Origin of the sequence: Stenotrophomonas sp. GD03930, from assembly GCF_029839665.1 — a bacterium.
In the GTDB taxonomy this organism is placed as follows: Bacteria; Pseudomonadota; Gammaproteobacteria; order Xanthomonadales; family Xanthomonadaceae; genus Stenotrophomonas; species Stenotrophomonas forensis.
On the sequence record NZ_JAOCAV010000003.1, the window covers coordinates 108602 to 121885 of the forward strand.

At 66.7% G+C, this 13284-nt stretch carries 12 protein-coding genes; 4 read left to right on the plus strand and 8 right to left on the minus strand.

The features are described 5' to 3' along the window. Window positions 1–66: 66 nt before the first annotated feature. The 3 genes from N5C18_RS16150 to N5C18_RS16160 all read left to right on the plus strand — a co-directional run bounded on the left by N5C18_RS16150 (window position 67) and on the right by N5C18_RS16160 (window position 4002). Window positions 67–984: an alpha/beta fold hydrolase gene (locus N5C18_RS16150; protein WP_053511807.1), complete on the plus strand. Its 918-nt coding sequence runs from the start codon at window positions 67–69 to the stop codon at window positions 982–984. Further along, the gene (locus N5C18_RS16155) at window positions 981–3458 is read left to right on the plus strand and encodes an acyl-CoA dehydrogenase (protein ID WP_053450533.1); all 2478 of its coding nucleotides are present in this window, start codon (window positions 981–983) and stop codon (window positions 3456–3458) included. The genes N5C18_RS16150 and N5C18_RS16155 overlap by 4 nt, the downstream gene beginning before the upstream one ends. Window positions 3459–3534: 76 nt before the next feature. Further along, complete coding sequence (locus N5C18_RS16160; RefSeq protein WP_053511808.1) at window positions 3535–4002, plus strand: hotdog fold domain-containing protein; 468 nt, start codon at window positions 3535–3537, stop codon at window positions 4000–4002. A 484-nt stretch (window positions 4003–4486) separates the two neighbouring features. On the opposite strand, the gene N5C18_RS16165 is transcribed toward N5C18_RS16160, so the two are convergent. Then, the gene (locus N5C18_RS16165; RefSeq protein WP_053511028.1) at window positions 4487–4837 is read right to left on the minus strand and encodes a DUF1304 domain-containing protein; all 351 of its coding nucleotides are present in this window, start codon (window positions 4835–4837) and stop codon (window positions 4487–4489) included. 78 nt (window positions 4838–4915) lie between these two features. Further along, the gene (locus N5C18_RS16170) at window positions 4916–6244 is read right to left on the minus strand and encodes an MFS transporter (RefSeq protein WP_279945126.1); all 1329 of its coding nucleotides are present in this window, start codon (window positions 6242–6244) and stop codon (window positions 4916–4918) included. Window positions 6245–6530: 286 nt separating this feature from the next. Between N5C18_RS16170 and N5C18_RS16175 the strand changes: the two genes are divergently transcribed. After that, entirely contained in the window at window positions 6531–7931 is a 1401-nt protein-coding gene (locus N5C18_RS16175; protein WP_279945127.1) for a serine hydrolase, read from the plus strand. Window positions 7932–8398: 467 nt separating this feature from the next. Here N5C18_RS16175 and N5C18_RS16180 read toward each other — a convergent pair whose 3' ends face one another. Genes N5C18_RS16180 through N5C18_RS16205 form a run of 6 tightly spaced genes read right to left on the minus strand, consistent with a single transcriptional unit; the run spans window position 8399 to window position 13277 of the window. After that, complete coding sequence (locus N5C18_RS16180; RefSeq protein WP_019726312.1) at window positions 8399–8644, minus strand: DUF2274 domain-containing protein; 246 nt, start codon at window positions 8642–8644, stop codon at window positions 8399–8401. Beyond that, window positions 8641–9924 (minus strand): TrbI/VirB10 family protein, encoded by a 1284-nt coding sequence (locus N5C18_RS16185; protein WP_019726311.1) that lies wholly within the window; start codon window positions 9922–9924, stop codon window positions 8641–8643. The genes N5C18_RS16180 and N5C18_RS16185 overlap by 4 nt, the downstream gene beginning before the upstream one ends. Before the next feature lie 2 nt (window positions 9925–9926). Continuing rightward, window positions 9927–10919 carry a P-type conjugative transfer protein TrbG gene (gene trbG, locus N5C18_RS16190; protein WP_019726310.1) on the minus strand — a complete coding sequence of 331 codons (993 nt, stop codon included), beginning with the start codon at window positions 10917–10919 and terminating at the stop codon, window positions 9927–9929. Further along, complete coding sequence (trbF, locus tag N5C18_RS16195; RefSeq protein ID WP_019726309.1) at window positions 10916–11620, minus strand: conjugal transfer protein TrbF; 705 nt, start codon at window positions 11618–11620, stop codon at window positions 10916–10918. Before trbF ends, trbG begins: the two co-directional genes overlap by 4 nt. 11 nt (window positions 11621–11631) lie before the next feature. After that, window positions 11632–12981, minus strand: a complete 1350-nt coding sequence (gene trbL / locus N5C18_RS16200) for a P-type conjugative transfer protein TrbL (RefSeq protein WP_019726308.1) — start codon at window positions 12979–12981, stop codon at window positions 11632–11634. Further along, complete coding sequence (locus N5C18_RS16205; protein ID WP_019726307.1) at window positions 12978–13277, minus strand: hypothetical protein; 300 nt, start codon at window positions 13275–13277, stop codon at window positions 12978–12980. The genes trbL and N5C18_RS16205 overlap by 4 nt, the downstream gene beginning before the upstream one ends. Window positions 13278–13284 lie beyond the last annotated feature (7 nt).

The window sequence follows — 13284 nt, forward strand, 5'->3', positions numbered from 1 at the left end:
CCCCTGCCGCAGTGCACCATACCCTGCAGTATTGACTTCCCCCTCAAGCAATCCATACTATCCGGTATGGTTACGTCCCCTACTCCCGCTGCGTTCCATGACCTGCGCCTGGACGCTGCCCATGGCGCGCGTTTGGCAGCGACCGCCAGTGACCACGGCCGTCGCGGCCGGGTGCTGTTCGCGCATGGGTTTGGCCAGACCCGCCACGCCTGGAATGCCACTGCGCGCGCGCTGAACGCGGCCGGCCTGCAGACCCTGGCCTACGATGCCCGCGGCCATGGCGATTCGGACTGGAATGCCGCCGACCTGCCGTATCACGGCGAACAGTTCGCCGATGACCTGATCGTCCTGGCCGGCGAGCAACCGCGCCCGCCGGTGCTGGTTGCCGCGTCGATGGGCGGCCTGTTCGGCCTGCTGGCCGAATCGCGCTGGCCCGGCCTGTTCTCGGCAATGGTGCTGGTCGACATCACCCCGCGCTGGGACACCGCTGGTGTCGAACGCATCCTTGCGTTCATGACCGCCCATCCCGATGGCTTCGCGTCGCTGACCGAGGCCGCCGACGTGATCTCGGCCTACATGCCGCACCGGCCACGCAAGTCCGAGCAGTCGCTGCGTGCACTGCTGCGCGAGGACGGCAACGGCCGCTGGCGCTGGCATTGGGATCCGCGCCTGGTGGCCGAGCTGGCCCGCGACAGCGAGCAGCACCAGGATGCGCTGGCCGAAGCCGCACGCCAGGTGAAATGCCCGCTGCTGCTGGTCAGCGGCGGCCGCAGTGACCTGGTCACGCCGCAGACCGTGGCCGAATTCCTGGCGCTGGCGCCGCACGCGCGCCATGTACAGCTGCCGCAGGCCACGCATATGGTCGCCGGCGATGACAACGACGCCTTTACCGCTACTGTGTTGGACTATCTGGACGTGTTGCCCGCAGCGGATGCTGCAGCTTCGTCCGCCACAAACGAGCACGTCACCGGAGCACGCTCATGAGCATCGTTCTTCCCTTCCTCGCCCTGCTGCTGGCAGGCGCGTTCGTCGCCTACCACCGCATGCGGCTGGTTACCTGGACGCTGATCAGCGTGGCCCTGCTGGCCGCCTGCTGGTTCATTCCCTACGTCAACCAGACCGCCACGATCGTCGCGGCCGCGGTGCTGGCGGTGATCGCCGTGCCGCTGCTGCTGCCGTTCATCCGCAAGCCGCTGCTGACCGCCCCGATGATGAAGGTGTTCCGCAAGGTGCTGCCGCCGCTGTCGCAGACCGAGCGAATCGCGCTGGAAACCGGCTCGGTCGGTTTCGAAGGCGAGCTGTTCACCGGTGACCCGGACTGGAACATCCTGCTGAACTACCCCAAGCCGCAGCTGACCGCTGAAGAGCAGGCCTTCCTCGATGGCCCGGTCGAAGAGCTGTGCACCATGGTCAACGACTGGGAAATCACCCATGTCCATGCCGACCTGCCGCCGGAACTGTGGGCCTTCATCAAGAAGAACAAGTTCTTCGGCATGATCATTCCCAAGGAATACGGCGGCCTGGGCTTCTCCGCGCTGGCCCACCACAAGGTGATCCAGAAGCTGGCCTCGGTGTCCTCGGTGGTCAGCTCCACCGTTGGCGTGCCGAATTCGCTGGGCCCGGGTGAACTGCTGGTGCATTACGGCACCCAGGAACAGAAGGACCAGTACCTGCCGCGCCTGGCGGATGGCCGCGAGGTTCCGTGCTTCGGCCTGACCGGTCCGTTCGCCGGCTCCGACGCCACCTCGATTCCCGACTACGGCATCGTCTGCAAGGGCGAATGGAACGGTGAGCAGGTGCTCGGCGTGCGCCTGACCTTCGACAAGCGCTACATCACCCTGGCCCCGGTCGCGAGCCTGATCGGCATGGCCTTCCGCATGTACGACCCGGATGGCCTGATCGGCGACACCCGCGACATCGGCATCACCCTGGGCCTGCTGCCGCGCGACACCGCCGGCGTGGAAATCGGCCGTCGCCACTTCCCGCTCAACTCGACCTTCCAGAACGGTCCGATCAAGGGCAAGGATGTGTTCATCCCGCTGACCCAGCTGATCGGTGGCGCCGCGATGGCCGGCAAGGGCTGGAACATGCTCAACGAGTGCCTGGCCGTGGGCCGTTCGATCACCCTGCCGTCCACCGCCAGCGGCGGCGCCAAGGCCGGTGCCGCCGTGACCGGCGCCTATGCCCGCATCCGCAAGCAGTTCGGCCTGTCGGTCGGCCGCTTCGAGGGCGTTGAAGAGGCGCTGGCCCGCATCGGCGGCAAGGCGTACAAGATCAGCGCGCTGTCGCAGGCTACCGCTGCGGCGGTTGATCGTGGCGACGTGCCGTCGGTGCCGTCGGCGATCGCCAAGTACCACTGCACCACCATGAGCCGCGAAGTGATCTCGGACATGATGGACGTGATCGGCGGCAAGGGCATCATCCTGGGGCCGCGCAACTTCGCCGGCCGCAGCTGGCAAGCCGCGCCGATCGCGATCACCGTGGAAGGCGCCAACATCATGACCCGCAGCCTGCTGATCTTCGGCCAGGGTGCGATCCTCTGCCACCCGTGGGTGCTGAAGGAAATGAAGGCGGCGCAGGATCCGGACACCCGTGCCGGCCTGCAGGAGTTCGACCGCAGCCTGTTCGGCCACATCCGCTTCGGCATCTCCAATGCCGTGCGTTCGTTCTGGTTCGGCCTGACCGGCGCGCGCTTCGGCGCCGCCCCGGGCGACGCCTACACGCGCCGCTACTTCCGCAAGCTGGACCGTTACTCGGCCAACCTGGCGCTGATGGCCGACATCTCGATGATGACGCTCGGCGGCAAGCTGAAGTTCAAGGAATCGCTGTCCGGCCGCCTGGGCGACGTGCTGAGCCATGTCTACATGACCAGCGCCATGCTCAAGCGCTACCACGACGAAGGCGCACCGCAGGCCGACCAGCCGCTGCTGGCCTGGGCCTTCCATGACAGCGTGCACAAGATCGAGGAATCGCTGTCGGCCGCCCTGCGCAACTTCCCGATCCGTCCGATCGGCTGGCTGATGTGGGCGCTGATCTTCCCGCTGGGCCGTCGTGCCGAGGCTCCGGGCGACCGCCTGAGCCGTCGCGTCGCCGCCCTGCTGATGGCGCCGAACGAAGCCCGCGACCGCCTGGCCAATGGCGTGTTCCTGACCCCGTGCGAGAACAACCCGGGTGGCCGCATCAACAGCTACCTGAGCAAGGCGATCATGGCCGAGCCGGTGGAGCGCAAGTTCCTGAAGGCGCTGAAGAGCAAGGGCATCGAGGCGCTGGACTTCAAGGCGCAGCTGGACGAAGCCGTGGCCGAAGGCGTGATCACCCAGGACGAGCGCAGCCTGCTGGAAGAGCTGCGCACGCTGACCCTGGACACGATCACCGTGGACGACTTCGACACCCACGAACTGCGCGCGGCCAGTTACTACGACCGCCAGCACAAGGACCCGCATTCGCAGGCGGCCTGACCGCCCGCGACACGCGTTGCCTTCGACGGCGGGCCTCGGCCCGCCGTCGCTTTATCCGCCGACCGGAATACCCACCATGTCCACGCCCCTGCTCTCGCTCTACCACCGCCTGCAGCGCTGGCCCGCCGGCAGCTGGCTGTTCTCGCGCGCGGTGTGTTTCAAGGCGCCCTACTTCGCCAGCATCGCGCCGCGCATCACCCGCCTGGAGCATGGCCGCTGCGAAGGCACGCTGGCCGACCGCCGCAGCGTGCGCAACCACATCGGCACGGTGCACGCGATCGCGATGTGCAACCTGGCCGAGCTGACCGCCGGGCTGATGGTGGATGCCTCGCTGCCCAAGGGCATGCGCTGGATTCCGAAGGGCATGCAGGTGCAGTACCTGGCCAAGGCACGTGGCACGCTGCAGGCGGTGGCGTTGCCGGCACAGCCGATCGTGGCGGCCGCTGAAGGCTACGCACTGCCGGTGACGGTGAGCGTGCGCGATCGTGCGGGGACGGAGGTGTTCAGCGCGGTGATCGACATGTGGATGTCGCCGGCGAAATAGGGTTCCCGCGAACGGCGCAGCCCCTCGTGGTTGGACGCTGAAAGCGGTTTATCGGTTGGACCGGAGGGGTGAAGCCGGGCGGGGACGCCGTGAACCCATCCCTGGGGGCTTAGCCGCGCCATCCATGGCGCGGATACCCCGCCCGGCCCCACCCCTCCGGCCTCTGACAGATCTCTGCGGCGTCCAGCCACGGAAGAGAAAAAAGAAGAGCAAAAGCAAAAGCGGCCCACCGGCCGCTTTTTGCTATTGCTGTTGCTGTTGCTGTTGCTGTTGATCTTCTTTTTTTTCTCCGTGGGCTGGCCGCGCACGGAAACTGTCAGAGGTGTGGCGGGTGGGCCGTGCAGGGGCGTTGGCGCCATGGATAGCGCCATCGAGCTTACATGGACGTACTTGCAGCGTCCCCTGCACGGCCCACCCGCCACACCCAACACATGACCCGCTCTACGCGACCAGCCCACGAGGGGCTGCGCCGTTGGCTGGAAACTCACGCCACCGCGCGAAGAACCAACGCCAGGATCGCCGGCACCGCCTGGATCATGAAAATGCGCCGGCTCACGCTGTACGCGCCATAGCACCCGGCCACCACCACGCAGGCCAGCGAGAACGTCACCAGCACCGGCTGATCGATCACCAGCCCCACCCCGATGCCCGCCGCCAGGAAGCCGTTGTACAGGCCCTGGTTGGCCGCCAGCACGCGCGTGGTCTCTGCCTTCTCCGGCGTGTTGCGGAAGGTCTTCAGGCCCAGCGGGCGCGTCCACAGGAACATTTCCAGCACGAGGAAATAGACGTGCAGCAGGGCGACCAGCAGGGTCAGGGCGAGTGCGATCCAGTACATGGGCGGTTCCTTGGATAGATGGATGGGGTGATGGGGTCAGAGCCCTCTCCGTGGGAGAGGGAGCCGACCCCGCGCGGCTCAGCGGTCGCGCGGCAGCTTCTTTTCTTCGCGCAGCACACCGAATGCAGCGGCGGTCATGCACGCGGCAACCACCACGCCGCCGATGAACACCACGTGTGAACCAAACAGCGACAAGCCCTTGTGCACCCACGCAAAGCTCAGGTCCGCGCCGCGGTACACCACGGTATCGATGGCCGCACCGGCCTTGTAGCGCCACTGCCGGTCCACGCGGGTATAGATGGTTTCGCGTGCCGGCTTGGCCAATGCGAACTCGCTGGCGCGGGTCATCACCTGCACCACTGCGACCATCAACGGCATGGGTGAAGCGGCAAGCACCGAAAAGCCGATCAGGATCGCAAAGCCAGGGACCAACAGGGCCGGCGCAATACCGTGACGCGACAGCAGCCACCGGGTCAGGCCAAGCTGCATCAGCAGCGCCAGTGCGTTCACCGCCAGGTCGATACGCGAGAAGAAGGCCGTGGCAGCGCCTGCATCGTTGAACGCCGCACGCACGATGCTGGCCTGCTGGTTGTACAGCAGGGTGCCCACGCCCACACCGAACACCACCATGATCGCCAGCCAGCGCAGCAACGGCTCACGCACGATCAGTTTCAGACCGTCCAGCACGCTGCCACCCATCGGCTGCTCGCCGGATACCAGCTGCTGCTCCTGCTCACGCAGCACCGCCCAGTGCCGCAGTCGCCTGATGCTCAACAGGCAGATGGCGAGGAATCCGGCCGAGACCAGCATCAGGTTGGCGATGCCCACACGCTGCACCAGTGCACCGGTGATGATCGGCCCGAGAAAGGCACCGATGGTGCCTGCCGCGCCGATGTAACCGTAGAAGGCACGTGCCTGCGCGTTGGAAAACACATCGGCCATGAAGCTCCAGAACACCGCCACCGCGAACAGGTTGAAGACAGTGATCCAGAAAAAGAACGCCATGCCGCGGCCCGGCACACCGCTGTCGAACAGTACGTAGAAACCCAGCAAGGTGACGATGAAGAACCCATACACCGCCGGCAGAAATACCCGCCGCGGAAAGCGACTGACCAGCCAGCCATACACCGGCTGCAGCACCAGCATGATCACGAACACGCAGGAGAACAGGAACTGCAGGACGAAATCCTTCAGCGCGATGCCATGGCTGGCGAACCAGGCGATCAGCATCGGCGGGAACACCGTTTCCAGGTCGGCCGAGGCGGCCATGGCCTCACGCACCGGGCGCAGCACGTAGTAGCCGCTGAGCAGGCAGAAGAAGTACAGGAACGACCACCACAACGCCGGCGACTCACGCAGTGCCGCCGTCAGCCCACGCAACGGCCCCTTGCCCTTCACCGCGCTCACGCGGTGTCCCTCGCCAGAAGACGGCGGTTGGACAGCGGCATGGCAGGCTCCGGGGGCGGTGAAGCGCGTACGTTAGCCAATGCACTGCAACATCGCCAGCAGCAGCCACGCAGAAGGCCGCAACGCAGTGTCACGGCCCCGCCCGGACGACACGTTCCGATACATGCTTTCGGGGCGTCAAAATTCCAACTTTTTCAACAAGATGCGCATTCATCTTCGCTTTGTTTGTGCACAGGGGAAAAGCGGCGCTAGAATCGCCATCAGCAGTCGCGCACGGGTCCAACCGATGAAAAAGAACAGCCTGCGCCGTCCGATCCGTTCGGCGGCCACCGGTTTGCTGGGCATGTTGATGCCCGTTGCCTTGTCCACCACCGCGCAGACCCCGCCGGCATTGCCACCGATGCCGGCCAACATCGAATCGACCGCCGCCACCGCCGTCGCCCACACCCAGCCGGCGGCCTACCGCACTGGACTGGTGCCGCAGGTGCAGGCCCCGGCCGCAGGCTTCAACGTCGCCAACATCGAGTCGATGGCACAGCAGCTCACCTATGGCGAGCGCGTGCCGGGCATGGCGGTGGCGATCGTGCAGGGCGGCCGCGTCCTCAGCGCGCGCGGCTACGGCGTCACCGACGTCAACAACCCGCTGCCGGTCGATGCGCATACCGTGTTCCGCCTGGCCTCGCTGTCCAAGGCATTCGCCGGCACCATGGCCGGCCTGCTGGTCAACGACGGCACCCTGCGCTGGGACAGCAAGGTCACCGACTATGTGCCGGGCTTCCGCCTGAACTCACCGGAGGCCACCGACCGCCTGACCGTCGCCGACGTGCTCAGCCATCGCGTCGGCCTGCCCTACAACGCCTACGACCGCGACATCGAAGGCAACGCCGAGTACTACGCGCTGACCCAGAAGCTGGCCAACACCAGCCTGAAGTGCCTGCCGGGCGACTGCTACGCGTACCAGAACGTGGCCTTCAGCCTGATCGGCGACGTGGTCTATGCCGCCTCGGGCAGCTTCTACGAACAATCGGTCGAACGCCGCATCTTCAAGCCGCTGGGCATGAACGATGCCAGCCTCGGCCTGGCCGGCATCCAGGCCAGCTCGCGCTGGGCGCGTCCGCACGTGCGCAGCCGCAACGGCTGGGTATCGCTGACGCCGAAGCCGACCTACTACCGCGTCGCGCCGGCCGCTGGCGTCAATGCCAGCGCCAGCGACATGGCGCAGTGGCTGCTGGCCCATACCGGGCACCGCCCGGACGTGCTGCCGGCACCGCTGCTGGCGACGCTGCATTCCAGCCTGATCAACACCCCCGGCGAGATGCGTTCGGGCTGGCGCCGCGAGCGCCTGCATTCTGCCGGCTACGCACTGGGCTGGCGCACCTTCGACTACGCCGGCCACGACGTGGTGTTCCATGCCGGCGCGGTGCAGGGCTATCGCGGCCTGGTCGCGCTGGTGCCGGAACGCGATCTCGGCATCGCCATCATGTGGAACGGCGAAAGCGGCCTGCCCAGTGGCCTGCTGCCGACCGTGCTCGATTCCGCGCTCGGCCTGCCGGCGCAGCGCTGGCTGGACGTGGACACCGACTTCGGCAGCGACAACCTGATGGCCGAGGGCGCGAGCCCCGCGCAGCAGGACAAGCGCAAGGGCAAGGGGGCTTCGAGCAACCGCGCGGTGGCGTCGCCGCGCTGATCTGGCGAGCTGTGCCGTAAGCATGAGGGGCGGCCTGCGGGCCGCCCTTTTTGTTCGTCTGCACAGCGCCGTGCTCGACCGCCGGTGATCGATGGAGTCGAGCGTGCTCGACCCTACAAGGGCGGTGAAGCAGTCGACTGGCAGTCGACTCTACCGTTGCCCATGGCGGCGAGCGCCCATAAAAAACTGCTCGTGTCAAGCCCTGAGCGCAAATCGCCCAGGGCTTGAAACTCTATATGGGACGCGAGGTTAGCTCTGTTTCGGGCAGTTTGGATTGACTGCTGCGTTGTGGGCTAGGTGCCACATAAGAGCGATGAGGAAGAAAGCCGGAGCGCGTTGCATCGGGGGACGTTTCCCAACAGCAGGCCGACTTGCCTTTCTCCTTTCTCTATAGTAGCCCAACTGCCCCCGGAACGACAAAGCGCAGCCTCAGGCTGCGCTTTGTCGTTGAAGTGGCGGCAAGGTCGTCAGGTCTGTTTCTGCGGAACGACCTTGGCGGTCGTTCCTTTCCTGAATCCACGATCCCCCGCCATGAATGCCTCCAGCATGTGCGGGATCAGCGTCGCCGCATCGACCGTTTCGCCGTAGGTCTGCGCATGTAGCGCGGCATAGCGGTCAAGGTCTGTCTTCAAGCCAGCGGGACATGCGAAGGTCAGCTTGACACTCTCGGTCTTCGGCAGCGGCCCCAGCCGCAGCTTCTTGGTCGTGCTCATCGCATCGCTCCCCGGTTGAAGAACAACGGTTGGTACGGCCGAAGCACGAGATCGCGGTTCACGATGATGCGAACCGGCAGGCCCGGCCGCTCGGTCAACGTCGGCTGGATGTTCATGTTGCGCCGGGTCATCTCCTGGCCTACCTGGTTCACGCTGTCCTGCAAACTGCCCTGTCCGGCGATGATGACGCGGTTGCCGTCCTGCCGGTTCTGCGGCGCGGCCAGCTCGGCGCCCACGCCCAGCAGCGTGGTCAGAGCCGCGCCGGCAAAAACGCGATCCCAATGCCAATCGACCCCATCCTCCAGGCCGGCATAGCCGGCCGGGTCGGTACCCGCCAGGTTGTCGAGCGTCAGCGAAGACGTGTCCGGCAGGATGATGCGGTTCCACACCACCTGCACGCGGCTCTGCCCGTAGCTCACCTGGCTGTTGTACTTGCCCATGAGGCGCGAACCCTGCGGGATCAGCAGGAACTTACCCGTGGCCGAGTCGTAGACAGGCTCCGTCACCGTGCCGATCACGTCGCCCGGCAGGTCGGACTTGATACCCGTCACCAGCGCGCCAGCGATCACCGTTCCGGCCATGACCTGGTACGGCGAAGCCGGCAGGGTCAGTTGGCCGGAATTGCGGGTTTCCGTAGAAGCGCCTTTCAGGAAAGCCTCTTTCTGGTCTTGTCGGTTCTGCACGGCGGTCGGGTCGGACGCGGATTGTTGAGTTTGTGCCGCCGTCGAGGCCGGCCCGGCGGCGAGCGGATCAAAGCCCGCCAAGGCCGATGCCGGGCCCGCCGCAGCGGCTTGCGCAGTCGCCGGTGCAGCGGTCTTGCCTGGATTGCCCGAGCGGAAGAACACCGTCGAGGCCGCAGCGGCATCGGCTTCCTTGCGCCGAGCATCCTCCGGGTCGTGGCCTGGCGGCGCATAGGCCGGTGTCACCGGCTGCTGTGACTTCACGATGGCCGGGCCGAGGTCGCCCGGCAGCGGTGGCCCCAGCTCCGGCACCTTCGCCGGCAGCTTGGAATAGTCGGAAGGCAGGCCGTCCAGCCCTTCGGACTTCGAGACGCGATCCACGTTGTACAGCTCGGTTTGCTCGCCCGCGCCGCGCCGATGCGGCTGCAACGACCAGATCGTGGCCCCAAGCACGGCGACCGACAGGCCGCCGGTGAGGATGGCTAGCGTGCGCCGATTCAACCGAGTCACCGGACGCGGCTGCGCGCGCAGCGCCATTGCCTCGGGCGCCACCTTGCCGGTCTGCGGCGCGGCATGGTCGGGAATGTCGTCCTGGCTCATGGTCAGTTCCTCCGCGTGCCATCCGTGCGCTCGATCCGCACCACGTCGCCCTTGTCCCCGCCCAGGCGCAGTTCGGCCGCGCCAAACAGCCGATCCACGATGTAGTACGGTGAGCGGAATCGGTAGTTGACGAGCTGGCCGTCGCCCTGCGCGCCGATCACGAACAGCGGCGGCAGCTCGCCTTGGGCAATGCCCGGCGGAAACTGGATGTAGACCTTCTCACCGTCATCGAAGGCACGCAGGGGCTTCCACGGCGGATTGCTGCCGCTGACCGCGTAGCGGAAACGGATCTTCTCCAGCGACAGGCCCGCATCGACCGGCGCAGCGGCGCTGGCCGCCTGCGCCTGGCGCTGCAGGGCCAGCATCTTGTCCTTGGGGTACTCCCAGGACACCGACGCCATCCACGTCTTCTCGGTCGAGGTCAGCTCCAGCAGGTAGGTGCGTCGGCTTGTGGTGATGACGAGATTCGTCTTCAGGCCCGAGCGGATCGGCTTGACCATCACGTTGACGCGCAACGCCTCACCGCTGCCGCTCGATGTGTCGCCCACGATCCAGCGCACCGTGTCGCCAGCGGCGACCGTCACCAGTTCCTCGCCGGGCTGGAGCGCGATCACCGTCACACGGCCCACGGCCGCATAGACCTGGTACAGCGCGCCATCAGTGAAGGGCCACACCTGAATCGCATTGACGTAGCCCTCGCGCGTGGGCGCGATGCGCGCCTCGGCATTGGCGCGGGCCACGCGCACGGTTTCATCGGCGGGTTCCACCGCAGACTTGGCATCCGGTACGGGCTTCATCTGCGCCGGCATCGGCAACACCTCGGGCACGGTCACGACCTCCACCGGCTTCGGCGCCTCGGGCAGCGGCTGGGCTTGCACCGGCTCGTCGAGCGAGATGACCGGCGGCGGCTTGCCCTGCGTGGCGCAGCCCGAGAACAAGACGCTGGATGCCAGCAAGATCAGCGGCAAGGCGGATTTACGGAAAATCGCATTCATGGTTTTGCTCCTTCGTTTCCTTCCAGTTCGCGGCTCCACGACAGTCCGTTGACGTAGATGCCTAAGGGGTTCTTACGCAGGCGCTGCTCGGTGCGCGGGGTCTGCTGCACGATGGAAATCACCGCGTTCCAGCGCTCGGTGCGATCCAGGGCGCCGTTGACGTAGCGCGTCTCCGTCCAGCGCACGTTGAAAGACGTGTCGCTGGCGCGGGTCACGCTGGTGATCTGCACCGTCACCGACTCCTTGCCGATGCGCGCGAACGGATCGTTCACGCGGGCGTAGTCGTTTAGCACCACGGCGCCCTTGTCGGTGGTGTAGTTGTAGGCATCGAGCCAGTTCTGCCGAACCACGATGGGGTCGATGGACAGCGAGCGCACCAGGCCGATGAAGCGGCCCAGGTGGTAGGCCACCTGCGCATCGCTGGGCCGGTACGGCGTGGCGGCTTCGCCCACGGTACGCACCTGCCCAGCCTGATCGACCTCGATCACATAGGGCGTCACGATGGACTGCGCCGAGCGCCAGACCAGGCCACCGGCCATCAGCAATGCGAGAGCGAGGCAGCCGAAGGCCATCAGGCGCCAGTTCTTCGCCTGCACGCGCGGCGAGCCGATGCGCTCGTCCCAGACCTGGCCTGCGGCTTGGTACGGCGTGGCGGGCTGCGACGTGTCGGCGTAGCGCACCTGGGGTCTTTTGAATCGCATGGTCTATCTCCTTATGAGTCGGAATCGCGCAGGCTGGGGCCTTGGCTGGAGCTGCCGCCATCGCCACCGCGCAGCGTGTGGGCGGCAGTCGTCGCGGCATGGGTCAGTTGCTGCCTGCGATGCAGGCGCTTGGCCCAGGCGGGCTGTTCGGCAGCGGTAGGCGCTGCCGAATCGGCTGCGCTCTGCGGGCCACTGGATGCAGGGGCGTCATCCGGCCGGAAGGCAGCGGCGACACGCTCCTTCATCGAGCGCGCGCCATCGGCCACCTTCTGCCCGGCGGCCTGCGCGCCGGTCTTGGCGACATTGCCCACGCCGGCGGCTGCGCCTTTGAAGCCACCGCCAGCGGACGCGGAGCCGGCCTGAAACGCCGACTTCGCGCTGCTGGCGGCCCCGACGGCGGCACGTGCACCGCTGCCGGCCAGCTTGGCCGCAGCCGGAGCCATGCGCGCGCCGGCTGCGACAGCACCGCCGACGCCCGTGGCCGCTGCACCCACGGCAACCGCAGCGCCGGCCGCGCCCAGCGCGGCACCGGCCATCGCGCCCGCGCCGAGCTGCGGGCCACCCGACACCAGCCCGGCCGCAATGCCTGGCCCGAAGATGCCCAGCGCCAGCAGGGTCAGCGAGGCCAGCATGACAACGACCGAATGGTCGATGGATGGCTCGGCCGGCTGCACCTGGAACTCGGCGAACAGGCCCGAGCCAATGCCCACGATGACGGCCAGCACCAGCACCTTGATGCCCGAGGACACCACGTTGCCCAGCACCTTTTCTGCCAGGAACGCGGTCTTGTTCCACAGCGCGAACGGCACCAGCACGAAGCCCGCGAGCGTGGTCAGCTTGAACTCGATCAGCGTGATGAAAAGCTGGATCGCCAGCACGAAGAAGCACAGCAGGACGATCAGCCAGGCGAGGAACATCACGACGATGGGCGTGATGTTCACGAACACCTCAGGAAATCCCGCCATGTCGCCGATCTGCTTGAGGATCGGCGCCCCGGCGTCGATGCCGACCTTGGCCAGCCTGCCCGGTTGCAGGAAGTTCTCCATGCTCAGGGTCGAGCCGCTGGCGGTCAGGCCCAGGCCCGCGAACGAACGGAACACGATGCCGGCCAGCCAGTTGAAGTTGCCGATGATGTAGGCGAAGGCGCCGACGTACAGCACCTTGCGGATCAGCTTGGCGATCACGTCCTCGCCCTGGCCGGTGGCATGTCCCATCGCCCAGAAGAGCCCGGCGATGGTCATGTCGATGACGATCAGCGTGGCAGTGAGAAAGGCCACCTCGCCATGCAGCAGGCCAAAGCCCGAGTCGATGTAGCGCGAGAACGTATCGAGAAAACGGTCGATGATGGTCACGTCGTTCATGGCGAGTCCTCCTGCCCTGGCCCGTTGCCATCGGCGGGCTCATCGAAGCTGGGCGGAATCGGCGGCAGGTCGGCGGGCGTCTGGTACTCGCCGGGGCCGGCCTTGCCGGAGAGAAAGCGGCGCAGGTCGGCTTGCGCCACCTGCGCGCAGAACGCGCCGCCGTGCTCGCCCGCACGGCATTGCGCGCGCAGCGTGTGCAGCCGGGACGGGTCAGCGGCCAGTGCATCCACCGCGGGCGGCCGGTCGCAGCCGGCCAACAGGGACGTGAGAGCGAACAGGACGGGCGCGTTCTTCATGGCCGTC